This is a genomic window from Bacteroidota bacterium (genome assembly GCA_016194975.1).
Classification (GTDB): Bacteria; Bacteroidota; Bacteroidia; order Palsa-965; family Palsa-965.
The window spans coordinates 25,168-51,439 of the sequence record JACQAM010000028.1 but is presented as its reverse complement, the minus strand read 5'-3'; the positions used below and the strand labels follow the sequence as shown (position 1 = coordinate 51,439).

Genomic DNA, 26,272 nt, shown 5'->3' with positions numbered 1-26,272 from the left:
TGTTATGCGCCATTTTTTTCCATCCTTCCCTGCCCGCCCACGCACGACCCATTTTCCTTTAGCAGGCGGGGTTGCATTTCTTGGTCGTAGTCGCTCCACTATGGCCTGCAAAATGCGTCTCGGCTGAACAAAAATGGCATCATAACAATTCCAAAAAATGAATTTTAAACATCCTCTAATGGTTTCTGATTTTTTCTCTCTCCAGGCAATTTCATTTTCCTGCAAGATATTTTTAAACGCAAAAAAAGAGGACACAAGGCCCTCTTTAAAAAAAAATAGTACGGGGATCAATGAGTAACGGTGAATTTTCCGCTCACTAATTGTTTTCCCGCTGTGTAACGATAGAAATAAATTCCGGCTTCCATAGAAGAAACATCAACAAGAGTGCGGTGTTCGCCGGCAGCGATAGTTCCCATATCCAGTGTGGAAATATTTTCTCCGAGCATATTGTAAATTTCAAGTTTCACATTTTTCTGTTCTCTCAGATCGAAATTAAAATTCACTTCATCATTCGCCGGATCAGGAAAGGGTTTATCGAATCCGGATGCACCAGCAAGATCATGAACGGAAACCGTTACCACTTCTTTGTCAAACATAGGAACGCCATGCGCGGAAATTCCTTCTGCATTCCAGGCAAGATTTGCAGCAGAATCATTTGCGCTCACAACGATCTGTGGTTTTGGAGCAGCGAGATTCGTCGTTACATCATTGTATTGTGAAGTGACGATCGTCCATGCGCTTGCTGAAGTAAGATTCAAACCTGTTTTCACAAGAAGAAGTTTAGCAAGAGAGGAATCGTAGTAAGTAACTTCAAACATGGAATTAGCAGTGGAGAATGTAACATCGCCTTCCACATCGGTATTCACCGTATTGTCAATATCAAGTCGATGCCAGTTGGAAAGTGTAGCATTCACAGAGATCGGAGAAATAAGAGACAGCGCATCCCAGTCGGTAGAAGAATATTTCCGGTCGACCGTGATCATGGAAACAACCTGTCCGCTATCTGCATTCACATTATCATTTTCGCAAGCGATATTCGGATAACGCATAAGGCCTCTCATTCCTGCATCTGCAGAATCGGGATAAATTGCAGTGGTGAAAGTTGTTGTCGGATCAGAAGAAGTATAAATGAAACCGACATTTCCGATATCGTCCGTTGACAAAACGCGCGATTCAAATGCTACAAAATAACGGCCGTTGTTCCGGTTCGGAGAATAGCCATAAGCAATATCTGCTTTGCGCAAATAAGCTAACGTTGCGAATGCAGCCTGCCGGTTAATGTAAGTTGTGCCGCTGTCAACCGAAACTGCATAGATAAGTGAATCGGCAGGAGCGGAAGTCCGTGTATAAATTACTGCAACGCTGTAACCGGTAGAAACAAAAGAGGGATTCACATAATCAGTTGCAAGAGCAATATCATACATCGTATTCGCGCTGCCTTCATTGAAATTTTCACCCATGAATGCTCCGGTATTTCCATTGAATTTATCAACCCATGCCGAATAGCTACCGCCATTATTAAGAATTCCGGCAATGTAAAATGAAATAGTTCCCACTGTATTTCCTGCAACAACAAGATCCAGTGAAGGATAATCAATTCCGGCAGATGTTACACCGAAGAAAGGTGTCCATGTGAGTCCTCCATCTGTTGATTTAGCTGCACCAAGTCCGCCACCTGTTGCATCATTCATGGAATACGCTGCGAAAAGCCATCCGTTGAATGCAGCAGCGATCTTCACATTCCTGAAATTCGTTGCCGGAATATTAGTGATGATCACATCTGTTGACAGCGGATCGAAAGGTGTTCTCAATGCACTTACATTGTGCTTGTTTGATTCGACGGGCCTTCCTGCAAAATAATTTATTGCAGAATGATTGGCGCGAAATGCAGAATTTGTAACCGTCTGCTCGTTGCTGTGCGGGAAAGAAGTGTTTCTTCCCAACTGTGAAAATGCGGGAGTAGCCAGCATCATAATAAATGTGAAAGAAAGTAATGATTGTTTCATTTTTTGTCAGGTTTTGGTTGCTGCAAATGTACTTCAAGAATTCCTGATGTTGCTGAGAACAGTCATAATTAAAAACGACAAGGCCACGGGAATGGGAAATATTTTTTGCAATGAATTATTTTTTTTCAATAGAGGTAAGTTGAATTTGTCATCAAAGATTATTCGATCGCATCGCCATTCAGCCATTTCACCATGGTCTCATCCGAATGCAAGAGATCACCAAGAACAAAAAATCCGTTATTCTTTATGATGGCAGATTCTTCCATCGGTTCGCAGATCACTTTATCGACGCCCGTTTCATAATCGGCATCCACGAAATTTATTTCATCTCCTTTTTTTACAAGAAAGCCCGTGTGATTGTCGAGGCCAATGAAATAAATGCCGTCCTCCTGCACGCGCATGTAATCGAAAACTTTTTTAGTCTGGTTATTGGTGATCGTTTTCACTTTTTCATCCGGGCAAAAAGTACGGATCATTACGCTTGATGCCTGTTGCGCAAGAAAATTTCTTTTGATGTTGAAACCCGATTGTTTTAAAACAGTGGTCACGAAATATCCGCAGGCAATATTTCCCTGTCGCGGACAAGTAGTGGTTCCGTTGAAATCCCACCCGGTGCCGTACCAGCAAATAAAAATACTATCGGATAAAGTGGTGAGCAATAATTGTGCGGCCTTACCGAGCAATGTGTTTTTTTCAGCATCGGTTGTAGCTGCGGCATATTTTTCAGCGAGCGCATATCTATTCTTGTCGAGGTGTGCGCAGATGTGCGTGTAAAGCGTGTCCACTTCTGCAACTTTCATTTTCGAAAGTTTTTTTTCAAATGCACTTCTGTTGTCTGAAACTGCATTTTCATCCGTATTATTTTTCGGGGCGCACGCAGCGAGTGCGAGGAAGAAGAGAAACATCCTGAGCATGGCTTTCGTATCTTTAGTGTATGATAAGAACGGCGCTTGCTGCATGTTTGGTATTTTTCTTTTGCGGGAAGTTACAATTAGCTGCTCAATGTGTCGACAGTTCGCTCATTCAGAACGGCGCTTATTGCGACCCACATTATGATCCCGTGTGTGCATGCGATGGAAAAACGTACCGCAACGATTGCTTTGCACGCAACAATGGAATTTCCGCTCAGAATTTTTCCTATGGAATTTGTGAACCGGTCGATTTTGATTTTACGCCGAATCCCGCTTACGATCTTATTTACGTGGATGCTTTATTGAAAAACCAGGGCGATATGAACGTGCAGTTGTTCGATCGTTTCGGAAGAATATTTTATTCCACCACTTTTCCGAATGTACTGCGTTACCAGTTCCAGGTGAGTGTGCAGGGATTACCGGCAGGAATTTATTACCTGAATGTGTATTGCAATGCGGGATTCAAAGTGAAAAAGATCTGTGTGCCGGGAGTTTGATGATTTCAGTTTCCCGTTTTCAGTTTTGTGTTTTAAAATTTCCTCTTCAAATTTTTTTTTTTATAATTTCAATAAAAAAACGCCCTTCATTTCTGAAGAACGTCTTCTTTTAACTGTCAACTGCCTACTGCTTACTCCCTTCCGCATTCTCATCACAATCATACCACCCGCACTTGCTCATTCCCATTTTAAATTTTTCGCGTTCTTCGGGAGTCATGTTCGCCATTTTATTTTCCCAGCGTTTTCTCCAGTAGCCATGACGGTGATTTCTCCACCCGCCTCCGCATCTTCCGCCCCAGCATCCGCCTTTGCGGAAACTTCCGAAGAGAATTTTACAGAGGATCAGCAATCCCATTGCGTGCCAGTAGTCGATCATGTGCCATCCTGTGAGTCCGGGAATGATCCAGTTCCACAAATGCATAGTTACCCATCCGAGTCCGAATATGAAGGCGGTTGCTACCAGCGCTACACATATTCCTTTGAAGATCCATTTCATGTTAGTTTGTTTTAATAAGGTTAATTTCTTTATTGAGTTTTATTTCTTTTTCAATGTTCAGTTGCACGGGTATTGAGGTATTAGGGTAATGAGGTATTTAGTCTGAAATTGTTTACCACGCTCCGAGTACCTTAATACCCTCATATCCCAATACCTTTTACCTGTTACGTTTTCAAATCACTGTACAATTCTTTCAATCGATCTCTTAAAAAAAGAACTGCATACCTTTTTCTCGAAAGCAAAGTGTTGAGCGGAATTCCCGATTCTTCAGAAAGTTCTTTGAAAGTTCTTCCTTCCACTTCATTCTCCCAGAAAATCCATCGCTGTTCTTCCGGCAAATCTTCCAGTGCTTCCATTATTTCACTCATCATCACGCGCCGCGCATATTCCGCTTCGGGCCCGGCCTCTGCAGAGGGTAAAAGGTCGTTCAACCCCAGGCCTTCTTCTCCTTCGTCGTTCAGTCTTTCATAACGCGCTTCGAGCGATTCCGTTCTGCGCCGGCGAAAGAGATCAGCAATTTTGTTGCGCGCCACACGATACATCCATCCCGAAACTCTTTCGATCACATTCTCCACTCGCAGATTCTCGGTTAGCTCTATGAAAACGTCCTGAACGATATCTTCAGCATCTTCATCTTCGGGAACCCGCTTGCGGATGAATTCGAACAGACGGCGTCTTTCGCGTTTCACTGTTTCCTCAAGAAACCTGTTTTGCTCTGCTGCCATCAGTATCGGAGTATGTGCCACTTGCTTCATCTATGAGGGAAGTCGCGCTGGCGGAAAAATTATTTTATCAAAGTTGGGAAAAAGTTTGCCAGTTGCCGGTTTTCAGTTGTCGGTTTTCAGTCCTGTATCTGCAAGAAAACGCTGAATTTAAATGACAACTGCAACTGCTCAAAAACTCTGCTTCAACCCGATTATTCCAACAAAGCTTCGTGCTAATCCATCACCAATATACGAGCGCTGCACAAGCGGTTTCGCAAGAATGAATGTAAGCTGAGTATTCTTACACAATGGAATGCTTCCGGCGATGTCAAGATTCAATGTCATTCCCTGAGAACCCACAGCTTTCACTCTTTCTCCAAACGCATTCGTGATATCATCATTCTGCATGTGATAGATGCAGAGCAATCCTGTACTGAACATCATTTTCTTTACGGTGTACTTTCTGTTCACACGGAAAACAGCATCATCATTTCTGCGGAGCTGATTCGATTCAAAATATTTATTGTAAGCAAGACTATCCGCCGAAAGATGATCGTGCAGATATTGATTTGAATTTCCATTGAAGGAATGCTGATATCCCAGCGAAAGATCCCATTTGTGAATAGCGATCCGCGTTCCGATGAGAAGATCCGTACTTCCCAAACTGGTCTGGTAAACCATTGGCAGCGGACGGCCATTGATGGATAAAGAAGAATTGTTGCTTGGAATTTTCACGCCGCCGGCAAGACTCCAGCTCGACTTTCCGTTATTGAAAGCGACGTAACTCATACTCAGTGTAACATCTCCCAATCCATTTGTGTTCGCCAGTTTTCCGTTGATGATGTAATAAGGAATTTTCGCTTGTGCAAAAAGTCGTTTTCTGATCCTGAAATTTCCTTCCAGCTGACTCACGTAGATCAACGTATGATCTTCAGCGCCGATCCCGAAATAGGAAGTGAATTCATAATTCGCAAGCACGCTAGTGGAAGTAGCATCATGAATATGATTCTGCGTGATTTGAACATTCGACCCGTTTGAAGGATGAGAAGAATTTGCAGAATCAACAATAACGTTTCCATAAATATCCACATCGTTCACATCCACTGTAGAAAGTTTTACTTCGTCATAAGGAATGCTCACGTAGCGCGATTCGAGAAGATTGAGAGAACCGAATGAACAAAGCCCGGCATCGCTGCATCCCTGGCTGTGAATTTTTCCGCAGTAAAAAATAATCACAGCAGTTAAAACCACCGCGAAAAATTCCGAACGCGTCAGATTGAATAGCGAAAAGATATTTTTGTTCAGTGCCAACTTTTAAATTGCAGGAAATGATTTATGCTGATTGACTAAAGTACACTTTTTTGGTTTGAAAATTCTTAAAAAAATCAAGAGACAATCTTCATACAATATTTTTCCGACGAAGTTTTTTTTAGCCAGGACTCGGTTGCTTTGTGAGAGAATATTGTCTGTAAATCCACCTGAATCTGTAATCTGTATTCCTGACAATCTGTAATCTTCCCATGCGCATAGCGAACAGGACTCGGTTGCTTTGTGGGAGAATATTGTCTGTAAATCCACCTGAATCTGTAATCTGTATTCCTGACAATCTGTAATCTTCCCATGCGCATAGCGAATTCTGGGTAAATTTGTACCTCCATGAAACGCTTCCTCAATAAAACGCTCACGGTAAAACAAGTCGCTGCACTTTTTATTATTCCGCTCGGAATTATTGGCGCCATGCTTTCTTTTTCAACCAATGGAACGCCACCCGTCAAACAAAAAGAAAATAAGATCATCCAGAAGAAAGACAGCACAGGAAAAATTGTTCTTGTCGATACTTCTTCACTCGGCCGTTTAAAATCTTTTCTCGATACAATGAACAATGATCCGCACATGCGCGGCGGCGGATGGAGTTTTTATCTCGCTGATGTGGATAGTGAAAAACCAATTTGCGCAATAGATATCGACCGCGGATTGCTTCCTGCTTCAGTGATGAAAATTGTAACAACAGGAACTGCGCTTTCTATTCTCGGGCCGGGATTCCGTTTTTCCACTACGCTGCAATACGATGGAACTATTGATGCCGGAACAAAAACACTCAACGGAAATATTTACATACACGGTGGCGGCGATCCCACACTCGGCAGTCCTACATTCGGCGGCAGTGTGGAAAAAGTAGTGAACGGTTGGGCGCTCGCTATAAAAAGATTGGGCATCGACAGCATTGCAGGTTGCGTGATAGGCGATGCAGAATCTTATGATCGTGATCCTGTTCCCGGCGGATGGACATGGAATGATATGCAAAGTGATTATGGTACGGGCCCGTGCGGACTGAACATCAACGAAAATATTTTCACAATGCAGATTTCTCCTTCGGGCGGAGGAACCAGCATCCGCATGTCGCCGTTCATTCCCGGATTGAAATTGTACAATAATGTGATCGTGAATTCCTCAATAGGAAAATCGTATGCGTATGTAATTGGCGCGCCGTTTCAGTTTGACAGAACAGCTGTCGGAGAAATTTCTGCTTATCATGAAGAGCGCGCTGCTATTCCCGATCCGGCTTTGTTCTGTGCGCAGACTTTGAGATCGTCATTGAAAGAATATGGAATTGGCATTCGCGATTCGGCAACCACTTTGCGTTTGATGCGATTGAATCATCTGAAGTCGGATGCAACCGAAGGAAGAAAAGTGATCACGTCGTGTTCATCCGCGAGTCTTGCTGATCTTGTTTTTCACACCAATCAGGTGAGCCAGAATTTTTATGCCGAAAGTATTCTGCGTGCGATCGCGTGGAAAGTGAACGGCTACGGAAGTACAACGAGCGCGGTGAATATCGTTTACAATTTCTGGCGCCAGAGAAATGTGGATCTGCGCGGAATATGCATGATAGACGGATGCGGGCTTTCGCGCATGGATGCGATCACCACGCACCAACTCGTGCAAATGCTGCGCACGTATGCGAAAGACACAGCAATGTTCCCTTCATTTTACAAATCACTTCCCGTCGCAGGTGAATCAGGAACAATACGCAAACTTGCCGACGGAACGGAAGCCGACGGAAATCTCCATGCAAAAAGCGGAACCATGTCGCGGGTAAAATCATACGCCGGTTATGTGAAAACACGCAGTGGAAAAATGCTTTGTTTTGCAATGATCGGCAACAATACCTTGTGGAGCGAAGATGAACTGCGCGATAAATTTGAAAGATTATTTATTTTAATGGCACAACTGGAATGAGTTATGGGTTATGAGTTTCACGAAGTGGAGGAAAAAGCTTTACTCAAAATCCACAACTCAAAACTCATAACCATTTCACAGAGGCCAAATCATTTCTCCCGAAGTTTCCTTGTATAGAAAAAGTGACCACCATCATCCTTTCATTTGACCGGTGTCATTATCATTTTGATTTTTCCGCAGCAATTTCGTTTCAATAATAAATCCGGAATAAAATGGCAAACGAAAAATCAGGCGAGAAATTCGCAACATTGCTTAGAAAAGCAGCAACCGGCATTGAAAATTTGCAGGTACAACTTTCGCTCGGTGAAGCAGAAGCCGCTGATAAATACGAAGAAGTGAAAAAGAAATTCAATTCTTTTCTTCACAATGCAAAAGCGAAGATCGGTACGCAGTCGCGCCGCGCGGCAAATGATCTTCGTGCCGAAGTGGATGAATTACAAGTGCAGCTTTCGCTCGGAAAAGCCGATAGCAGGGATAAATTTGAAGAGCAGAAAAAAAAGATCAGCAAATCGATGGACAAGCTTGAACGGAAAATCAAATCGGCGGAGAAAGCTTCCGGCTTTGAAGAAGAACTGTTGCATGAAATAGAAACCATGCGCATCAAACTGGAAGTGATCCGCATTCATTATGCGCTCGGGCAAATGGAAGCGCTCGAAGAGTTCGAGAATAAGAAACATGATCTTTCGGAAATGCTCGCGAAAACAAAAGCAAAAGTTGCTGTGAAGAAGGAGGAATTTGCGAAGAAACGCCAGCGCCGTTATGCGGAGATCAGGGAGTCTTACAAGCACCTGAAAAAAGCTTTTGTGAAAGCTTAACAAACGGACGAAAAGTTCCTGCTGGCTGTCGAAATTCACGTCCTTCGGCTACGTGTTTTTTTTAACTTTGTTTCTTCAAAAAACAAACCGCATTATGAAAAAAATATGTTTTCTCCTGCTGCTTACACCGTTCTGGTTCTCCTGTTCAAGCGACGGACCTGCAAAAGATCCGGTGAAAGACAGTCTTACCAACGCTAACGAAAATCTTAACGGCGTCAACTCGAAGCAAGCTGCTGCGCTCGATTCTTTTTTCCGCGCCATGAATGATATCCAGACTAATCTTGATGAGATCAAGAAAAAAGAAAAGATCATTACTGCTGATACGACTGGCGGAGATGTGAGCAGCCGCAAGGACCAGATCACGAATGACATTAGCGCCATTTACGATATGATGGTGAAAAACAAACAACGCCTTGCTGCCGCGAAAAAAAATCTGAAAAGTGCCGATCTGAAAATTGCTTCTATGCAAACCACGATCGACAACCTGACGAAAGAACTGGCCGATCGTGAGCAGGAGATCACCGAATTGCGCGACCAGTTGCAGGCGTTGAATCTCGAACTGAGTAATCTCTCGATGAATTACCAGGAAACGCAACAGCAGAATGATGCGATGACTACGCAACTTCACACCGCCTATTATGCTTATGGTAATTCGAAAACACTGACGAGCGAAGGCGTACTCACCAAAGAAGGCGGATTCATCGGTATTGGTAAAACACAAAAACTTTCGGATGACCTGAACACAAAATATTTTACGCAGGTCGATTATACCGAGATCAGTGAAATTCCGCTTGGAGGAGTGAAGAAAGCCACTCTCGCGACCACGCACCCGGCGAGTTCTTATTCTTTCACGAATGAGAATGGAAAGATCACGAAGATCGTGATCACGGATAAAGATAAATTCTGGAGCGTGTCGAAATACTGCGTGATCATTGTGGAATGATCCGGCGAAAAATAAAATTCAAAAAAAACCTCCTTGCATTGCATGGAGGTTTTTTTATTGATGATTTGATTAAAGTGATAGTGATGCGCCCGCCTGCCGAAGCACGGGCTTGCGTTTCGGCGGGCAGGCTCCTGAAAAATCTTAATGCAATTCATCTGCGAAACGATCCTACTTGTTAAAAACCGGCTGTGAATAACGAGAAGACACCATGGATCCAGTGATGAACAATTATCCTGATTTTGCAGAAGCAAATTCCGTATGCGAAATTTTCTTTTCCTTATTCCGGTCATGGTCCTTGCAGGTTGTAATTCAGCACAACCCAAGACAATTGCGCCGGCAATCGACAGCACGGCGATCATTTACAAACTGATCAACGGCGACCAGAAACATTCGCAGCTCGATACTTTTTTCCAGCATCGGTTCAAAGACGGCGTTTTCAGTGGTTGTGTGCTGGTCGCGCAGCGCGGAGTGGTGCTCTACGAAAAATCGTTCGGATGGCGCGATCATGAACAACGCGATTCACTTACACTCGATTGTTCTTTTCAACTTGCTTCTGTTTCCAAGCAATTCACCGCAGCTGCGATCATGTTGCTCAGGCAGCAGGGAAAATTGAAATACAGCGATTCGCCTGAAAAATATCTTCCGGGTTTTCCGTGGAGTGGAATTACCATTGAACAATTACTCACGCATCGCGCCGGGTTGGACAAGTACACGAACATCTGCGATAATTATTTTCGACAGCAGAAGATCGATGAACCGCCTGTGTACACGAACGACAGTGTGCTCGCGCTTATGAAGCGCCTGGATGTGCGAGCCGCGCATGCGCCCGGGGAAAAATTTGATTACAGCAATACCGGTTACGTAGTGCTCGCAAGTATTGTCGAAAAAATTTCGGGACAGAAATTCTGCGACTTTATGCAGGCGAATTTTTTCATTCCATTGAAGATGACGCATACGTGGATCAACACCGATGGAAAAGATCATCCCGGAAAAACAAAAGGATATTTCAAACAATGGAGCTGGTGGCAGGATAATTTTCTCGATGGAGTGGCGGGCGACAAAGGCGTTTTTTCTTCGGTAGAAGATCTTTTCAAATGGGATCGTGCGTTGAAGAACGGTAGCATCCTGAAAAAAGAAACGCTCGCGGAAGCATTCACCGGCCATAGCCCCGATTTGCTGAAAAAGAAAAATCAGGATTACGGTTATGGATGGAGAATACTTTCATTTGACGATGGAGCGAAATCTGTTTTTCATAATGGCTGGTGGCATGGATATACCTCGGCGTTCTATCGCGGAATTTCTGATGACGTGACGATCATTATTCTCTGCAATAAATTCAACAAAGGAATTTATTATCCGCGGCCCATTCTTGAAATTCTCGGCGCCCACGTGATGCCGTTGCCGGTCGATGAAAAAGATTCGGACAGTGTTTCAGAAGGCGGGAAGCCGTAGCTTGCCCGACGAATCCCGATTGCAAGCGGGAGCGGCGGGGTAGAAAGCAGAAAGCAGTAGGCAGTAGTTTTTAAGCGCCAGCGGCAGTCGTGTTTATCAGTAGTGAAGAATCAGTGATACGCATATTCGAGTTCATTCGTAATTCGTAACCGATGAAAAAGAACAAACTGATAACAGAAAAGACAGCGCGTTATTTTTCGCTCGGGGAATTGAACAGCGAAACGAAGCAGGTTTTATTTGTATTGCACGGGTATTCGCAATTGGCGGATGAGTTCCTGGAAAAATTTTCTTCATTGGTAAAAAAAGAATTACTGATCATTGCACCGGAAGGGTTGCATCGTTTTTATTCGAAAGGCCATGAAAAAGTTGTTGCGTCGTGGATGACGAAAGAAGACCGGCTCGATGATATCCGCGATTATGTTTTTTTTCTCGACTGTGTGCATGATGAGGTGTTGGGAGAAACGGAGCAGGAAATAAAAATTTCCGTTCTTGGATTTTCTCAGGGAGCTGCAACGGCTTCACGCTGGGCGGCGATGGGAAAATCGGGAATGGATGAACTTATTCTTTACTGCGGATTTTTTCCGCCGGATCTTTCTCTGGAAAAAATTCCGGATCGCACGAACGTGACAATTATTACGGCATCAAATGATCGTTACGTTTCTCCCGGGCAGGAAGAAAAACAAGTAGAGGAAATGAAAAAATTAAGGCCGGATCTGCGTCATATCCGTTTTGAGGGAGAGCATGAAATGGATGCGGAAGTGGTGAGGGAAATTTTGCGGTGATCACTCTGAAAAAATAAAACTGACAGTTGTTACTGCTTCGAATGATAAATTCATCACGACCGAAGAGAAGGATAGATTTTATAAGTGGTCAGTTCTAAAGCATAAGTGTAAAAGTCACAAAAGAGTTTAGTCAATCGAACTCGTTTGGACATGTATATTCTTGGGATATACTTGTTCTGATTTGCAAATAGTTTCCTCTAATTTTATTAGGCAGAATGAATCAAAGTTTTGCTTAAATCTAAAAAGATGAAAAAAATTAGTTCACTGCTCTTGTTCTTGAATTTGTTCGCTACGCTACAAGCCCAACACGTTTTTTACGGAATGACAAAAGACGGGGGAACATATAATAACGGTACAATATTCTCTTATGATCTTTCAAATGCGAATTTTTCTGTTTTATACAATTTCAATGATACCAATGGTAAATATCCCTACGGCTCTTTAGTTCAGGCAAATAATGGGAAATTATATGGAATGGCTGAACAAGGTGGAATTTCAAATGCAGGTACACTCTTTTCAATTGACCCTACAAATTTAGTTTTCACAAAATTACATGATTTTAATATGTTTGACGGATGGCTTCCAAGCGGGTCGCTTTTATTAGCGTCTGATGGAAAATTATACGGAATGACTAAGAATGGTGGATCATATACAAGCTCCTGCAATTGGGGAAATATTTTTGTATTTGATCCTTCAAACGGAATATTCACATATTTATATGACTTAGCACTTGGTTGGACGCACAAACCATTTGGTTCATTAATGCAAGCGTCTGATGGAAAATTATACGGAATGACTCTAAAAGGAGGAATTTATCATATTGGTGATATATTTTCATATGATCCCATTACCGGAATATGTTCTGGCGAATTTAATTTTTTACAGACTAGTGGAAAAGATCCTTATGGGTCACTCATACAAGGAAATGATGGCTACTTATACGGAATGACACAATTAGGGGGGGCTGACAGTTTAGGGAATATTTTTCTTTTCGATCCGCTTTATGGAACACTGCTCAATCTCCAAAATTTCAATGGAGCAAATGGGAAATGGCCCAGAGGATCATTAGTACAAAATGCTAACGGAATTTTGTTTGGTATGACCCAGAACGGAGGAGTATCAAACAATGGAAATATTTTTTCCTATGACCCCAATAGTTCAACATTTACAAACAGGTTTGATTTTAATGGTGTAAATGGAAATCAGCCTGAAGGAACCTTGATTATGACTATTGACGGAATCTTTTATGGAATGACACAACTGGGAGGTACAGATTCACTTGGTAATATTTTTTCTTATGACACAAATACTGGAGTTCTAACAGACTTGTTCGATTTTAATGGAATGAACGGAAGTCATCCCTATGGAGATTTAGTGGAATTGGGATTAACGAATACAAGTATTAATACTTTAACGAAAGAAAATACAATCAGCATATTTCCTAATCCATCAAACGGTGAATTCAGCATCGAAGGAAATTTTCCAACTGATTCAAGAATAGAAGTGTTTGATATGATCGGTCAAAAAGTTTGGGATGCAGAAATACCACAAGGAAATCAAGCCTTTCCGATTAAATTGAATTTGGCTTCTGCTGTTTATTCTTATCAAATAAGAAACTCTGATACAATTTTGAAGAGTGGGAAAATTATTATTGTGAAGTAGTGAGTAATAGCTTTCACATGTATAAGAATCCCCTTTTTAGATTAGTTACAATTTACTTCGACCGCTGCGGGCCCGGATGAAAAGTCTTCAGGTAAAAAGGTTCGAAGTAAGCGAGATCTTCAAATTTCTTTTCAGCAAAATATTTTTCGGCGAGTGAAGCTATATTCTTCGCGGAAGGCATTCCGGCTTCTGTGAAACGCGCATCCGGAATTTTCGAAAGAAGTTCTTTTGCTTTTGCCGCACCGTCACCGGAAAACCAAAGTGTACGGTGTTCATCTTCCATCTTCCATCTTCCCGTTAGATCAACTTCATCGAGGATCAATGGTGCAACAGCTTTGATCATGGTTGCATTGTGATCATACACTGAGCAGTAAACTTCCATTCTGCGTGCATCGATCATCGGGATGAGCAGATCATTTTCTTTTGCATCCACTTTCATTCCGTTCGCCATTGCATCCAATGTTCCGATCGCGATCAACGGTTTTTTCACCGCGTAACAAATTCCTTTCGCTGCAGAAACACCAATGCGCAAACCGGTGTAAGAACCGGGCCCTTTACTCACTGCCACCGCATCGAGATCGGAAAATTTTACCACTGCTTCCTTCATCACTTCATCAATGAACACGGTCAATTTTTCCGCGTGACAATTCAACTCATTCACTTCACGAAAAGAAATTAGTTGCCCCGCGTGCGTGAGCGCAACAGAACAGATGGAAGTGGATGACTCGAGAAGAAGGATCAATGAATTTTTGATTTTTGATTTTGCATTTTTGATTTGTCAGTATTCATTAAAAAACTGGTCAATCAATAATCAAAAATGAAAAGTGAAAAATATTTACTCCTCCACCACTGACAATTGTTCTTTGGAAACTTTTTCCACTTTCGCATTATTGAACAATTGCGTGCTGATCGCTTTGTAAGGAGCGGAGATCACTTCATCGCCTTCTTTCAATCCGCTGGTGATCTCGATGTACATATTGTCTTCGACACCTGTTTTCACAGGAATGAGTTTTACATAACCTTCGCGGTAAACAAAAACACATTCGGTAGCAACTTTCACTTCCTTTTTTTCTTTCGTGTCGCCCGAAACAATTCCCGGGTCATCTCCGCCACCGGAAGAATTTTCACCTGCATTTTCATCTACGCCATGTTTAGCAGCCGTATCTGTGCGCGTAGTCACCGATTGAATGGGAACAGAAACTACATTGCGCACCGACTTCGTTTGAATTTCAACTGTTGCCGACATTCCCGGGAGAAAAACATAACGATCCGGATGTTGTTTGTCAATGAGATCTTCGTACGACTCGCGCATGATGCGGATCTTCACCGGAAAATTCGTCACCTGGTCGGTGGTAGTTCCGGTTGTATTCGCAGAGTTTGCCACTTCCGTCACGATGCCTTTGAATTTCCTGTTGTTGTGCGCATCCACTTCAATGAGCGCCGTGTCGCCGGCTGTGACGCGCAGAATATCATTTTCATTCACATCCACCTGCACTTCCATTTCATTGAGATTTGCAAGACGGAGAATTTCTGTTCCTTCCATCTGCGCTGTTCCAACAACACGTTCACCTTTTCGTTTGTTCAGTTTCGAAACGGTTCCACCCACCGGCGCATAGATCGTTGTCTTCGCAAGATTATCATTCGCTTCCTTCAATGAAGCCATTGTACTTCCCACATTGAAATCGGAGCTCTTCACACTTTCACTTGCAGCATTCACATCGGCCTGGGCACTTTCATACGTTGCTTTGCTCTGTTCGAAATCGGCGTCGGAGATAGCGCCCTGGTCGTGCAGTTTTTTATTCCGGTTGAAAGCAGATTCTGCATTGGCAAAATTTGCCTGCGATTGCACCAAACGTGCGCTGCTATTGGCGAGTTGCGCTTTCGATCCGTTGAGTGTTGCATTCATGCGATCGACAGCCGATTGATAGATGACAGGATTGATGCGGAGAAGAAGATCGCCTTTTTTCACAGTGTCGCCTTCTTTCACCATGAGTTCAACGATCTCACCGGACACGTCGGAACTTATTTTCACTTCCACTTCGGGCTGAACTTTTCCGCTTGCAGAAACGATCTCGGTAATATCTCCGCGATGCGATTTTTCCGTCGCCACCTGCACCACATCATGCTTGTGCCCTTTTTTCACAACAGCAATGATGATGAGAATAAGAAGAAGTGATCCGCCGATCAGTAGGAAACGTTTCATGGATTAGAAGGTAAGTGGAACACCCTGGTAATAATCGAGCACTTTCATTCTGAAAATGTAATCGTACTTGGCTTGCAGGAGATCCGATTGTGATTTTGCAAGTTTGTTTTTTGCATTGTTGTAGTCAATGGAATTCGCAGCGCCCACATTGAATTTTTCTTCCACGTACTTGAACGATTCCTGTGCTGCACTCACCGCATCTTGCGACGCTTTGTATTTGAGCAATGCTGCTTTCGCATCGGCAAATGCCTGCTGAATACTTTTCAATAACTGTTGTCTCGAAAGATCGACACTGAGTTCTGCATTTTCCCTCTGAATTTTTGCTTTTGCAATGGAACTGTTCACCTGGAAACGATTGAAGATGGGAATGTTCATTTGTACGCCGAAACTTTTATTCACGTTGTTGTTGAACTGATCGGCGAAAGGAGTTGTGCTGTAGGTATTGGTATAACTTGGAATGAGCACATAATCTCCGCCGGTGGTTACACCAACGGTATCATTGCCCGCATAAGAAGAATTTGCAAGTTGTTTCGATGCGCCGGAATATCCTGTACCAATGGAACCCTGCAGCGTGATGTTCGGACTCAGTGAACCGTAAGCAACGGCCACGCCTTTTTCAGCACTCTGCAGATCGGTAAGCGATTTTTTTATTCCGGGCTGATTGTTGAGTGCAATTTGAAAAATCTGTTCCGGTGTTGTGTTGAGAATATTTTCATTGGGCAAAGTCAGATCAGGTTTTACAATATTGAATCCTACAGTGGAATCGAGGTTCATGGTCTGTTCAAGATTGAGATAAGCGATGTTGAGATTATTCTGCGCGGTTACAACGGAAACTTCTTCTGTTGCCAATTGCGATTGCAGATCAAGCAGTGTTCCTTTTGCCGATGCGCCTGCATCCACTAATTTCTGTGCACGCTCTACTTGCTTTTCGGTGAGATCATATTGCTGCTGCGTAACGGCAAGTTGTTCCTGCGCATACAACACTTGTAAATATTGTCCTGCCACATTCATCCCGATGTCATTCTGCGTTTGTTGCACCGCGAACATGCTCGACTGCACTCCGAATTTTGTTTGCTGAATGGTATTGTAATTCTGGAGTCCGTTGAAAAGTGTGACGTTGCTGCTGAGATAAAAATTTTCACTCAGCACCATGTTCGTCGCGAATGTATTGGTGAAACGATCGATCGTGCGCCCGTACTGGTACGTGTGCGAAGCAAATCCATTCACGCTCGGCAGCACATTCGCTTCGGCTTGTGTGAAATTCACTTTCGCCATTTGCACATTCAACTCCTGTTGCTGAACAGAAATGTTATGCACCTGCGCATACGCGATACATTGCTGCAGCGTCCACGGTTGCGAATTATCAGACGGAATGAAAATGGAATCGGACGCCACAAAAGTGTTTAAAGAATTTGCCGACGTGCCCACCTGCGCGCGCATTGAAGCGGCGAATGCAGATAGAATAAAAATAAAAAGAGGTCGTGATAGTCTCATTGGAGAATGCGGGAACAAAGGTATCAAAGGAGCGCGAATGTGAACAGGGAATTAAAGATTTTCGTACACGTTTTACCTTTTTAACAGGGAGCCGTTTTCGGGATGAAATTATTTTGTGTTTCTTGGATGGAATGAATTTTCTCGCCCATTTCTATCTCGCCGGTAACAAGGCAGGTTTACTCATCGGTAATTTCATTGCTGATGATGTGAAGGGAAAAAAATATCTTGACTACCCGGAAAATATTCAGCAGGGAATTCTCATGCATCGCGCCATCGATCATTTTACCGATACGCATCCTGTTACTTCGAAAGCGAAAGATCTGTTGCGTGAAGAATTCAATCATTATTCAGGCGTGATCCTCGATGTATTTTTCGATCATTTTCTTGCGAAGAACTGGAATGAATTTTCCTCTGAAACTCTTGCGGATTTTTCGCAGCGTACGTACGCATTCCTGGGCAAACACGCGCACACGTTTCCCGAACGCCCGCGCACGATGCTCCCGTATATGCGCGAGCACGACTGGCTGATGGCGTACGCGCACACAGAAGGCGTGCATCGCGTGCTCACGGGCATGTCGCGCAGGGTGAAATTCAATTCCGGAATGGAACGCGCAACGGCCGCACTCGAAAAAAATTACGATCAGTTTGAAAAATTCTTCCGTGAATTTTTTCCGGAGCTTGTGCAGCACACGGAGCATTTCAGGACTGAAGCGCGGTAGTGCGCGCATTCCATTTCGCAGCGATGCGATAAGCAGCATACGTGAAGGCCGGCGCAGTAATCACATCCACCACATAGTGCACACGTTGAATGATGATGAAAACACCAATGATGATTGATGCGGCAACAAAAGATATTTTCAGGAATTTATTTCTAACGATGAAAGCAAACATAAGCGACGTTGCCACGTGCCCGGAGAAAAAAAGATCTTTCAGGTTCGCTCTTCCATTGTAGAACGTGGCGTGCAGAAATGGATCGTTAAGCGGAATAATACCGGGCGGTGGATCGAGCGGAACGACTAACAATGTTATGCTGCGGAAAAACTGAAGCACTAAATAAGTTCTGATGAGCAGTAATGCGGTTCCCGGTTTTGTGAAACAGTAAATGACGCCGATGATCGCGGCAGAGTAGGTGAGTGAAAAAATAAAAACAGAAAGATCCTCCGGCGCACACATCGCAGTCCTCCAACCGCGTTCAATGATGAAGCCGTGACGCTTTTCTGCGAATGCAAGAATGAAAAAGAAAATCGCAAGAACAATGGAAAGTAAAATAACCGAAATGAAAATATTTTTCCGGTAATGCAGATCATTCAGTGAAGATTTCCACTCACATTTCATTAGCACATTAGCAATATTTTTTATTACAAACTCATCATCTCTTTCAGCTTCACCGCCTGCCTCCTGGAAATTTCCACCTGCTCGCCGCCTTTTAGTTTTACCAGCAGTCCGCCGTTGAACCAGCTCTCGATATTTTCTACCCAATGAAGATTGATGATATGTTTCCTGCTCGCGCGGAAAAAAGTTTTATTGTCGAGGCGTTCATCGAGATAATTAAGCGAACGCAGAATGAGCGGTTTCGAATTTCCGAAATACAAACGCACGTAATTTCCTTCCGATTCAAACAAACGGACTTCACCGAGTTTCACAAACCAGCAACGTTCACCATCCTTCACAAAAACCTGGTCGCCTTCAGTAAGCGCATTCGATTTCGCAGGAAGATTTTTATTTTCTGCAATACGTGTCATTAATTTTTTCACTGCATCTGACAGTCGCGCCGGTTGAACAGGTTTCAGGAGATAATCGAGCGCATTCACATCGAAAGCTCTTATCGCATATTCATCGTGTGCAGTTACAAAAACCACTTCGGGAACGAAAGTCAGTTCTTCCAGCAGATCGAAACCGGTTTTACCCGGCATTTGTATATCGAGAAAAATGACATCCGGTTTTTTGCTGTTCACATTTTCAATGGCGCTTTTCACATCGCCGCATTCTTCGAGAATTTCAATTCCCGGGTAAGTAGAAAGCATGTTGCGCAATTCCTGGCGCGCAAGCCGTTCGTCGTCGATAATGATCACTTTCATTTTTCTGAAATTTCTGGAATGATGAGTTCCGTTTTTACCAATGCGTTTTCTGTATTCGCGATCGTGAAAGATGCTTTTCCATTGTAAAGAATGGCCAGCCGTTCTTTCGTGTTGCGCAATCCGAAACCCGATTCAGGAATGGAATTCTCATTGTATTTGCCGGAATTAAAAATAAGAATATGGAGTTTACCCGTTTCTTTTTTTGCATTCACAAATAATTTTCCGCCTTCCGGAATTTTTGCAATGCCATGTTTTATTCCATTCTCCACGAGTGTCTGTATCATGAGCGGGGGAATTTCAAAGGAAAGACATTCATCCGGAATATTCAATTCCACTTTCAATCTTTCTTCCAGCCGCACCGATTCGATGGCGATGTAATCTTTCACCACTTCCATTTCCTGCGAAAGCGGGATGAATTTCTGTTTTCCAACCTGCAATGTATTCCTGAGCAAATTGGAAAATTGTGTGACCGCTTCTTTCGCCCGCGCAGGATTCTCGCCCACGAGCGCGCGAATGGAATTCATGGCGTTGAACATGAAATGCGGATTCAATTGCGATTTCAGTTTGTTCAGTTCTGTTTCTTTGATCGCTGCTTCCCATTTGAGATTTTCAATCTCCGCCCTTTTGTAATTCTCTACAATGTGCACGAGAAAATAAATGACCGACCAGAAAAAAAAGAAAAGTGAAAAATTCAGTGTGTCGAGCGAAACACGAACCGGATCGAAGTGATAATTATTTTCGGAAGAAAGTTTTTCCAAACCTGTTTTCATCAACGCAACAATTCCTCCCATCGCTATGATCATCACCAGCATCATCGGAACTGAACGCAGGCGTGAAATATTCAACCACCGAAAACGGATGATGACAGCGCGCAGCAATTGTGTGAGCAGGATGCCGGAAATGAAAACGGCCATGAGCAGGACCATTGCATCATTGTTGAGTTCTTTTTTCAGTGAAAGAAAAATTCCCTGCAGCAGAACGAAAAGCATCCATCCGCCCAACTGGAATGCCCAATAGAACTGATTCCTTTTCATTCCGTTTTTTTCCGTTGCTCTCATGCGCAAGGGCAATTTTAATTTCACTCCCAACTCCCTACTTATTGATCCACGCTTTCCTGATCTTCAATTGCTGATCCGTGGGATGGTCATAAGGAGTGAGTACATATTTTTTTGAAACCTGCACGGTGCGAAGTGTCCCTTTTAATTTTACTGTTTCAGTTTTTCCATTCACATTTCTCTTTACCACGAATTTTATTTTATCTCCCTCTTTCATTCCTGCGCGGTAATGATCCATCACTTCAGAAATATTTTCTCCGGTCACTTTTTTTCCATTGAAAGAAAGGAGCACATCGCCTTTCTGGAATTTCATTTCTCTTCCAAAATCATTTACGTTACCAGGGAACAAACGGAGTTTACCATCGGAATCATATCGAATACCATAACCACCCATCGGGTCAAGAACCTTCACCATGGCGCGGCGCTGGTACCCGATGCCCACAGCATCGAAAATAGAATCGAAAGGAAGCGGTTCTCCTCCTTCCACATATCGTTTGAAAAAATCACCGATCTCGGGATACGTGAGTTTTACAATATCGCTGAAAAGTGAATCATCATCGAACGAACGATCCTTGCCGTATTTTTTTGAAAGATCATTCATCAATTCCTGCGTTCCGTATTTTCCATCCGACAACTGGCGCAAACGAATATCAAGACATAAACCGATGAGCGCGCCCTTTGCGTAAACATTGTTGTACTGATCTTCATATTCATCCAGACAACCTTTGCTCATTTTTGTGAATGAAAGAGCATCATCGAAATTATCTGCGCTGATCATTTCATGCCGGATGTCCCTGAGATAATTATCGAGAGAGAGATCACCGTATTTTATCTGCACATGATGGGCCGCGTATTCCGTAAGCCCTTCATACATCCACAAATGTTCGCTCATCTTCGGAACATCGTAATCAAAATCGCCGATCTCTTTCGAATGAATACTGAGCGGCGTAACGATGTGAAAAAATTCGTGAGCAGAAACATCCTTGATGGTTTGCGCAATGAGTTCCGGTTTCATTTCGAGCAGAGTGTAAAGCGAAGAATAAGAATGTTCGAGTGCGCCGAAGGAATGCGAACGATATCCATCGGGGTTACCGGTGCAATATATTATGAATGCATAATTTTTTACGGGAAGCGTGCCGCCAAGATATTGCCGCTGCAGATCGAGCAGCAATCGAAGACTGTCGGCAATGAATTTTGCGGTAACGAGTTTGTGCGGAGAATAAACGGAAATAAGAACATCGGCTCCTCCAACAAGAATGTGCGCCGTATCGGGCCTGCAATACATAATGGGGCCATCTACCAACTGCATGTAATCGGGAACAGCATACGTATCCGTATTCATATCCTTGATCGTGGAAATGAGTCCGCTCGATCCGTAAAATCCATTCGGGTGAGCGATTTGAATTTCATAATTATTTTTTTTCATCCCGTCGAAATAACCGAAAATGGCATGATTGTTCAGAACGAAATTTGTGTCCTGCTGGAAATTTGTTCCCGCGGGTTCAAAGATCACTTCTCCCCTCTGGTTGCTGTCCCATGTGTCTTCCACGTCATAAGAAAGATGATCCAGTTTTTTTGCGCCCGGAATTTTCCACGTGTTCGCATCGCTGTGATAAGCATTCAGTTCATTCCCGCTTTTATCATAAGCATGAAAATTAAAAACGAAACGGCCGAAGTTGTAAATTTTATAAGTGCCGGGAACAATGGCAGGCATTCGGTAAACGGCGGTGTCGGTGGTGAAAGACGGCGTGATGAGATTCACCGTAAGCAGATCGTTGTGCAGTTTCGTAAGGTCGATCGAGAAATGATAAGTACTTAGATCATTCTGCGAAGAAATATTCCCGGCATGAAAAAGAAAAAAAAATACAGAAAGAAAAATTATTTTTTTCATTGGTATTTCCTGTAAAGTTTTTTCAGCTCCCATTTATTCACTTTCATCAGAATGAAAAACAGCAGCAGCAATTGAGCGAAAAGAAAAATATTATCACTCACCGGATACATTTTTTCTGCGGTCCAGATCGTGTTCGCCTGTATAGCGCTTGCCGAACTCGTGACGCCTATGGTGCCGAAAAGATTATTTGCAAAATGAATTCCCATCGTGCTTTCCAATCCTTCGTCGAGCGTGGCGAAGAGTGCGAAAAAAATTCCGGGAAGAAGATAAGCGGGAAACATGGTGAGTGCGCCGTAAGCTTTCACTTCGGGATTCGTCATGTGCACGAGCATGAATAAAAACCCGGTGATAAAAACAGGAATGATCGCGCTCTTAGTGATGGTGCCAATGCTCTGGAGAAGATAGCCGCGAAAAAAATATTCTTCGAACCAGGTTTGCACCGGGAGCATGAGTACGCCAATGAGAAGCGTGAGGAGAAAGGGCTGAAGATGAAAACAAACTTTGTAATTGCCGGGATAAACGAGCATGGAAATATACTGCCCTGCAAAACCGAAGATCATCCAGATGAGAAATGCGAATGCAAATCGTTTCCATCTTATCCGCGAAGCAGACGTGATGATGGAAGTGAATTTTTTCGAATGAAGAAAACGAACCACGATCCACAGACCGGCCATTGCAAAAAAGAAGATGAGCAATTCAAGAATGAGTTCAACATTGCTGTTGAGCCCGGTGAATGCGGGATCGATTATTTTTTCCTGGTTGTCGAGGATCTCTGCCAGTGTGTGGCCGTGTTTCAGTGCCGAACTGACCGCCATTTTCGCCAATGGAATTTCACCGACGATGTAGAACGCGGAAACAATTACAATTCCAAGCACGTAGCGCCACCAGTTATTTTTTCCGGATCTCCCGATCTGAAGAAACCTGTTGTAGAGCGGCGCCGCATGCGGGGGAATATTAGTTGCCTGTTCCATCACTGCAATGACCTGAATTAATTTTCGTGAATAACAATCTTGTCTATAGAATCACCCTGCCTGATGGAATCCAGCACATCAAGTCCTTCAAAAACTTTTCCGAAACACGTATGCGCACGATCGAGGTGCGCGGTTTGCGTGCGCGAAAGCACAACGAAAAATTGTGAGCCGCCTGTATTTCTTCCGGCGTGCGCCATTGAAAGAACACCTTTATCGTGGTACTGATTTCCACCGGAGGTTTCGCAATCAATTTTATAACCGGGTCCGCCGGTACCGGGAATTCCGGTTGCACCTGCGCGTGTGTTCGGGCACCCGCCCTGTATCACGAATCCGGGAAGAACACGATGCCATTTAAGTCCGTCGTAAAATCCGCTCTTCGCAAGTTTTACAAAATTAGCAACGGTGTTGGGCGCGTCGGCTTCGTAGAAGTTTGCTTTCATGGTGCCCTTGCTGGTAATGATCTCTGCTGTCATTTGAGTAGTTAGTTATTGGGATGTTAGTTATTAGCTATTGTACGAACTGCGAAATTAGCGAACTGCGAAGCACGAAAGGAAGAAGTTTTACGAAATTATCTTTCTTATAGGTCACGATTAGTTTTTTCGTAATACGAAATTCGTACAGCAGCGGTAACTGTGATTACCTCGCAAACTTCATCACCGCATGAAACATTTCTTCCGGCTGATCCGCGTGTATCCAGTGTCCCGCACCTGCGATCGTTCGTACCTGCGCACGCGGAAAAATATTTTTTATTTCAGTTTCATCTTTTGTGGAAATGTAATCCGATCTTTCACCGCGAAGAAAAAGCGTTTCAGTTTCATTCGGAAATGGAGCATCGGTCGCTTCAGAAACAATGGAAATATTTTTGCTGATCACTTCGAGGTTAAAGCGCCATGCGAGCTGTTGTTTATCATCAGTGCCATCTTTCCAGTAAAGATTTTTCAGCAGGAATTGGATCGTACCGTTTTCAGGAATGTATTGCGCTAAAATATTTTCCGCCTCTTTTCTTGAGGAAATTTTTTCCGGATTCACTTTCAGTAATGCATCCACTACCTGCTGGTTGTGCTCGTCATATTTTTTAGGGGCAATATCGCACACGAGGAGTTTTGAAATAATTTCCGGGCGATCGAGTGCAAGACGCATCGCAGCTTTTCCTCCCATCGAATGGCCGAGCAGCATCACATCTTCCAGTTTTTCATTCACAATTAATTCCATCACATCTTCAGCCATAACTTTATAATTCCATTCATCGTCCCACGGCGACTGACCATGATTGCGAAGATCCACTGCATACACGGTGAAAAATTCCGACCATTGCTTCGAGAGCGTAGCCCAGTTGTCAGAAATTCCGAAGAGCCCGTGGAGAATGATCAGCGGTTTTCCGGAGCCGGATTTTCTGTAGAATAATTTCATGCCTGTAGAAAAAGATTCAATAATTCAAAGATTCGATTGAGGAAATCCTTATTCGTAAATCCTTGAATCTTCAAATTATTGAATCTTTAAATTATTTCAATTGCCGCCTGTACATCATAATGGTATTCTCCAAACCGAAATAAAGTGCATCGGAAATGAGCGCATGCCCAATGGAAACTTCCATCAACTCCGGAATTTTATTTTTGAAGAACGCCAGGTTAGCGAGCGAAAGATCGTGCCCTGCATTGATGCCCAATCCTTCTTCTGCCGCAGCTTGTGCAGCAAGAACAAAAGGAGCGATGGCAAGATCGCGGCGGAATGAAAAATCTTTCGCATAAGATTCCGTGTATAATTCTATTCGGTCGGTGCCGGTGAGCGCAGCTGCTTTTACGAGCGCAACCACCGGATCGACAAAAATTGAAGTGCGAATTCCTTTTTCCCTGAATTTCGAAATGATATTTTTCAGGTAATCGCGATTAGCAACCGTATCCCATCCGTGATCTGAAGTGAGTTGTTTTCCTGAATCGGGAACAAGTGTAACCTGGTCGGGCTTCACTTCAAGAACAAGATCTATGAATGCCGGTTCACGGGGATTTCCTTCAATATTGAATTCTGTTTTCAGCAATGGGCGCAGCGTACGCACATCTGCGTAACGTATGTGGCGCTCATCGGGGCGCGGATGCACGGTGATGCCCTGTGCACCGAACCGTTCGCAGTTGAGCGCCACTTTTATCAGATCAGGATTATTTCCTCCGCGGCTATTGCGCAGCGTGGCGATCTTATTGATATTAACGCTCAGTCGTGTCATCATTCTCAATAACAAAACTACTGTTAAGTTCGAAAGAATGTTTCAAAATTATCAACTAAGAAAAGTCATTATAAAAAATTCACAGCATACCGGGTGCAAATGATGATATACCATTTAACTATAAACGGTAACATTCTTTTACCTCCTGCGTTATATATCAAAAGACCTATAACTTTGTTTCATGCTTGCAAAGGAATTACTCAATGACGATCTGCCACCGCTGAAGATCACCGACAGTGTCGATAAAGCGTTGGTGTGGATGGATGAATTTCATGTTTCTCATTTGCCGGTGATCGACGGAACGCAATTTGTGGGAATGGTTTCCGATGATGAACTTTTTGACCTCGATGATTCCGATGCAACTATTGCAACAAGTAAATTATCATTGGTAAAACCGTTGTTGCTGCCCAACCAGCATGCTTATGATGTGCTCAAGCTGATGGCGGAACTTTCGCTCGATGTAATTGCAGTGAGCGATGAACAGGGAAATTTTATTGGCTGTATCACGCTTCCATATCTCGCAGAACAGTTGTCGCGTCTTGCTGCTGTGCGTGAACCGGGCGGCATCGTTGTGCTCGAAGTGAACAATGTGGATTATTCGCTTTCACAGATTGCGCAGATCGTGGAAGGAAATGATGCAAAGATCCTGAGCGCTTATGTTGCCGCTTCGCCCGACTCGAATAAAGTGGAAGTGACGCTGAAAGTGAATAAGGAAGATCTTTCGGGGATACTGCAGACTTTCAACCGTTATAATTATGTGATCAAGGCAACATTTCACCGAAGCTCGAACGAGGGTGATCTCCGCCAGCGTTATGATGAATTCATGAATTACATCAATATGTAAGCGAAAACAG

At 43.4% G+C, this 26,272-nt stretch carries 25 protein-coding genes; 9 read left to right on the top strand and 16 right to left on the bottom strand.

The window, feature by feature from the left end:
- Window positions 1–287 precede the first annotated feature (287 nt).
- Together HY064_17465 and HY064_17460 are read right to left on the bottom strand one after the other, a co-directional pair.
- Window positions 288–2,006, bottom strand: coding sequence for a T9SS type A sorting domain-containing protein (locus tag HY064_17465; GenBank protein ID MBI3512452.1), 1,719 nt, complete (start codon window positions 2,004–2,006; stop codon window positions 288–290).
- Window positions 2,007–2,164: 158 nt separating this feature from the next.
- Entirely contained in the window at window positions 2,165–2,911 is a 747-nt protein-coding gene (locus HY064_17460; GenBank protein ID MBI3512451.1) for a hypothetical protein, read from the bottom strand.
- A 29-nt stretch (window positions 2,912–2,940) separates the two neighbouring features.
- Between HY064_17460 and HY064_17455 the strand changes: the two genes are divergently transcribed.
- Window positions 2,941–3,414 (top strand): T9SS type A sorting domain-containing protein, encoded by a 474-nt coding sequence (locus HY064_17455; protein ID MBI3512450.1) that lies wholly within the window; start codon window positions 2,941–2,943, stop codon window positions 3,412–3,414.
- A 124-nt stretch (window positions 3,415–3,538) separates the two neighbouring features.
- Here the strand turns inward: HY064_17455 and HY064_17450 are convergent, their stop codons facing one another.
- From HY064_17450 to HY064_17440, 3 genes are all read right to left on the bottom strand, one after another.
- Entirely contained in the window at window positions 3,539–3,910 is a 372-nt protein-coding gene (locus HY064_17450) for a hypothetical protein (protein ID MBI3512449.1), read from the bottom strand.
- 164 nt (window positions 3,911–4,074) lie between these two features.
- A complete protein-coding gene (locus HY064_17445; protein MBI3512448.1) occupies window positions 4,075–4,635 on the bottom strand; it encodes a sigma-70 family RNA polymerase sigma factor in 561 nt (186 codons plus the stop codon).
- A gap of 168 nt (window positions 4,636–4,803) precedes the next feature.
- Window positions 4,804–5,850: a hypothetical protein gene (locus tag HY064_17440; protein MBI3512447.1), complete on the bottom strand. Its 1,047-nt coding sequence runs from the start codon at window positions 5,848–5,850 to the stop codon at window positions 4,804–4,806.
- Window positions 5,851–6,270: 420 nt separating this feature from the next.
- On the opposite strand from HY064_17440, the gene dacB reads away from it, so the two are divergent.
- The 6 genes from dacB to HY064_17410 all read left to right on the top strand — a co-directional run bounded on the left by dacB (window position 6,271) and on the right by HY064_17410 (window position 13,508).
- Entirely contained in the window at window positions 6,271–7,854 is a 1,584-nt protein-coding gene (gene dacB, locus HY064_17435) for a D-alanyl-D-alanine carboxypeptidase/D-alanyl-D-alanine-endopeptidase (GenBank protein MBI3512446.1), read from the top strand.
- A 212-nt stretch (window positions 7,855–8,066) separates the two neighbouring features.
- Entirely contained in the window at window positions 8,067–8,669 is a 603-nt protein-coding gene (locus tag HY064_17430) for a hypothetical protein (protein ID MBI3512445.1), read from the top strand.
- 94 nt (window positions 8,670–8,763) lie between these two features.
- Complete coding sequence (locus HY064_17425) at window positions 8,764–9,612, top strand: hypothetical protein (GenBank protein ID MBI3512444.1); 849 nt, start codon at window positions 8,764–8,766, stop codon at window positions 9,610–9,612.
- Window positions 9,613–9,870: 258 nt separating this feature from the next.
- The gene (locus HY064_17420) at window positions 9,871–11,064 is read left to right on the top strand and encodes a beta-lactamase family protein (protein ID MBI3512443.1); all 1,194 of its coding nucleotides are present in this window, start codon (window positions 9,871–9,873) and stop codon (window positions 11,062–11,064) included.
- A gap of 152 nt (window positions 11,065–11,216) precedes the next feature.
- The gene (locus tag HY064_17415; protein MBI3512442.1) at window positions 11,217–11,846 is read left to right on the top strand and encodes a hypothetical protein; all 630 of its coding nucleotides are present in this window, start codon (window positions 11,217–11,219) and stop codon (window positions 11,844–11,846) included.
- A gap of 246 nt (window positions 11,847–12,092) precedes the next feature.
- Window positions 12,093–13,508, top strand: coding sequence for a T9SS type A sorting domain-containing protein (locus tag HY064_17410; protein ID MBI3512441.1), 1,416 nt, complete (start codon window positions 12,093–12,095; stop codon window positions 13,506–13,508).
- 52 nt (window positions 13,509–13,560) lie between these two features.
- Here HY064_17410 and tsaB read toward each other — a convergent pair whose 3' ends face one another.
- The 3 genes from tsaB to HY064_17395 form a co-directional block, all read right to left on the bottom strand.
- Window positions 13,561–14,262 (bottom strand): tRNA (adenosine(37)-N6)-threonylcarbamoyltransferase complex dimerization subunit type 1 TsaB, encoded by a 702-nt coding sequence (gene tsaB, locus HY064_17405; GenBank protein MBI3512440.1) that lies wholly within the window; start codon window positions 14,260–14,262, stop codon window positions 13,561–13,563.
- An 81-nt stretch (window positions 14,263–14,343) separates the two neighbouring features.
- A complete protein-coding gene (locus HY064_17400) occupies window positions 14,344–15,711 on the bottom strand; it encodes an efflux RND transporter periplasmic adaptor subunit (protein ID MBI3512439.1) in 1,368 nt (455 codons plus the stop codon).
- 3 nt (window positions 15,712–15,714) lie between these two features.
- Window positions 15,715–17,205: a TolC family protein gene (locus HY064_17395; GenBank protein ID MBI3512438.1), complete on the bottom strand. Its 1,491-nt coding sequence runs from the start codon at window positions 17,203–17,205 to the stop codon at window positions 15,715–15,717.
- Window positions 17,206–17,336: 131 nt separating this feature from the next.
- On the opposite strand from HY064_17395, the gene HY064_17390 reads away from it, so the two are divergent.
- Entirely contained in the window at window positions 17,337–17,924 is a 588-nt protein-coding gene (locus HY064_17390) for a DUF479 domain-containing protein (protein MBI3512437.1), read from the top strand.
- On the opposite strand, the gene HY064_17385 is transcribed toward HY064_17390, so the two are convergent.
- From HY064_17385 to HY064_17350, 8 genes are all read right to left on the bottom strand, one after another.
- Window positions 17,905–18,540 carry a hypothetical protein gene (locus HY064_17385; GenBank protein MBI3512436.1) on the bottom strand — a complete coding sequence of 212 codons (636 nt, stop codon included), beginning with the start codon at window positions 18,538–18,540 and terminating at the stop codon, window positions 17,905–17,907. The genes HY064_17390 and HY064_17385 overlap by 20 nt on opposite strands.
- A gap of 23 nt (window positions 18,541–18,563) precedes the next feature.
- Entirely contained in the window at window positions 18,564–19,283 is a 720-nt protein-coding gene (locus HY064_17380; GenBank protein MBI3512435.1) for a response regulator transcription factor, read from the bottom strand.
- Complete coding sequence (locus tag HY064_17375; protein ID MBI3512434.1) at window positions 19,280–20,317, bottom strand: histidine kinase; 1,038 nt, start codon at window positions 20,315–20,317, stop codon at window positions 19,280–19,282. The genes HY064_17380 and HY064_17375 overlap by 4 nt, the downstream gene beginning before the upstream one ends.
- Before the next feature lie 58 nt (window positions 20,318–20,375).
- Window positions 20,376–22,229, bottom strand: a complete 1,854-nt coding sequence (locus tag HY064_17370; protein ID MBI3512433.1) for a peptidase M61 — start codon at window positions 22,227–22,229, stop codon at window positions 20,376–20,378.
- Entirely contained in the window at window positions 22,226–23,200 is a 975-nt protein-coding gene (locus tag HY064_17365; GenBank protein ID MBI3512432.1) for a CPBP family intramembrane metalloprotease, read from the bottom strand. Before HY064_17365 ends, HY064_17370 begins: the two co-directional genes overlap by 4 nt.
- Window positions 23,201–23,217: 17 nt before the next feature.
- Window positions 23,218–23,673, bottom strand: a complete 456-nt coding sequence (locus tag HY064_17360; protein MBI3512431.1) for a peptidylprolyl isomerase — start codon at window positions 23,671–23,673, stop codon at window positions 23,218–23,220.
- 163 nt (window positions 23,674–23,836) lie between these two features.
- Complete coding sequence (locus HY064_17355) at window positions 23,837–24,610, bottom strand: alpha/beta fold hydrolase (protein MBI3512430.1); 774 nt, start codon at window positions 24,608–24,610, stop codon at window positions 23,837–23,839.
- Between the two features lie 91 nt (window positions 24,611–24,701).
- Entirely contained in the window at window positions 24,702–25,418 is a 717-nt protein-coding gene (locus HY064_17350; GenBank protein MBI3512429.1) for a pyridoxine 5'-phosphate synthase, read from the bottom strand.
- A gap of 181 nt (window positions 25,419–25,599) precedes the next feature.
- On the opposite strand from HY064_17350, the gene HY064_17345 reads away from it, so the two are divergent.
- Window positions 25,600–26,262: a CBS domain-containing protein gene (locus HY064_17345; protein MBI3512428.1), complete on the top strand. Its 663-nt coding sequence runs from the start codon at window positions 25,600–25,602 to the stop codon at window positions 26,260–26,262.
- Window positions 26,263–26,272 lie beyond the last annotated feature (10 nt).

Excerpts from the sequence above, each read along its gene's own strand:
- HY064_17365 (MBI3512432.1), bottom strand. The coding sequence starts at position 23,200 with ATGGAACAGGCAACTAATATTCCCCCGCATGCGGCGCCGCTCTACAAC.
- HY064_17455 (MBI3512450.1), top strand. The coding sequence starts at position 2,941 with ATGATAAGAACGGCGCTTGCTGCATGTTTGGTATTTTTCTTTTGCGGG.
- HY064_17390 (MBI3512437.1), top strand. The coding sequence starts at position 17,337 with ATGAATTTTCTCGCCCATTTCTATCTCGCCGGTAACAAGGCAGGTTTA.
- HY064_17355 (MBI3512430.1), bottom strand. The coding sequence starts at position 24,610 with ATGAAATTATTCTACAGAAAATCCGGCTCCGGAAAACCGCTGATCATT.
- HY064_17395 (MBI3512438.1), bottom strand. The coding sequence starts at position 17,205 with ATGAGACTATCACGACCTCTTTTTATTTTTATTCTATCTGCATTCGCC.
- HY064_17465 (MBI3512452.1), bottom strand. The coding sequence starts at position 2,006 with ATGAAACAATCATTACTTTCTTTCACATTTATTATGATGCTGGCTACT.
- HY064_17415 (MBI3512442.1), top strand. The coding sequence starts at position 11,217 with ATGAAAAAGAACAAACTGATAACAGAAAAGACAGCGCGTTATTTTTCG.
- HY064_17375 (MBI3512434.1), bottom strand. The coding sequence starts at position 20,317 with ATGAAAAGGAATCAGTTCTATTGGGCATTCCAGTTGGGCGGATGGATG.
- HY064_17445 (MBI3512448.1), bottom strand. The coding sequence starts at position 4,635 with ATGGCAGCAGAGCAAAACAGGTTTCTTGAGGAAACAGTGAAACGCGAA.
- HY064_17410 (MBI3512441.1), top strand. The coding sequence starts at position 12,093 with ATGAAAAAAATTAGTTCACTGCTCTTGTTCTTGAATTTGTTCGCTACG.
- HY064_17380 (MBI3512435.1), bottom strand. The coding sequence starts at position 19,283 with ATGAAAGTGATCATTATCGACGACGAACGGCTTGCGCGCCAGGAATTG.
- dacB (MBI3512446.1), top strand. The coding sequence starts at position 6,271 with ATGAAACGCTTCCTCAATAAAACGCTCACGGTAAAACAAGTCGCTGCA.
- HY064_17430 (MBI3512445.1), top strand. The coding sequence starts at position 8,067 with ATGGCAAACGAAAAATCAGGCGAGAAATTCGCAACATTGCTTAGAAAA.
- HY064_17345 (MBI3512428.1), top strand. The coding sequence starts at position 25,600 with ATGCTTGCAAAGGAATTACTCAATGACGATCTGCCACCGCTGAAGATC.
- HY064_17420 (MBI3512443.1), top strand. The coding sequence starts at position 9,871 with ATGCGAAATTTTCTTTTCCTTATTCCGGTCATGGTCCTTGCAGGTTGT.
- HY064_17385 (MBI3512436.1), bottom strand. The coding sequence starts at position 18,540 with ATGAAATGTGAGTGGAAATCTTCACTGAATGATCTGCATTACCGGAAA.
- HY064_17425 (MBI3512444.1), top strand. The coding sequence starts at position 8,764 with ATGAAAAAAATATGTTTTCTCCTGCTGCTTACACCGTTCTGGTTCTCC.
- HY064_17450 (MBI3512449.1), bottom strand. The coding sequence starts at position 3,910 with ATGAAATGGATCTTCAAAGGAATATGTGTAGCGCTGGTAGCAACCGCC.
- HY064_17360 (MBI3512431.1), bottom strand. The coding sequence starts at position 23,673 with ATGACAGCAGAGATCATTACCAGCAAGGGCACCATGAAAGCAAACTTC.
- HY064_17460 (MBI3512451.1), bottom strand. The coding sequence starts at position 2,911 with ATGTTTCTCTTCTTCCTCGCACTCGCTGCGTGCGCCCCGAAAAATAAT.
- HY064_17370 (MBI3512433.1), bottom strand. The coding sequence starts at position 22,229 with ATGAAAAAAATAATTTTTCTTTCTGTATTTTTTTTTCTTTTTCATGCC.
- HY064_17400 (MBI3512439.1), bottom strand. The coding sequence starts at position 15,711 with ATGAAACGTTTCCTACTGATCGGCGGATCACTTCTTCTTATTCTCATC.
- HY064_17350 (MBI3512429.1), bottom strand. The coding sequence starts at position 25,418 with ATGACACGACTGAGCGTTAATATCAATAAGATCGCCACGCTGCGCAAT.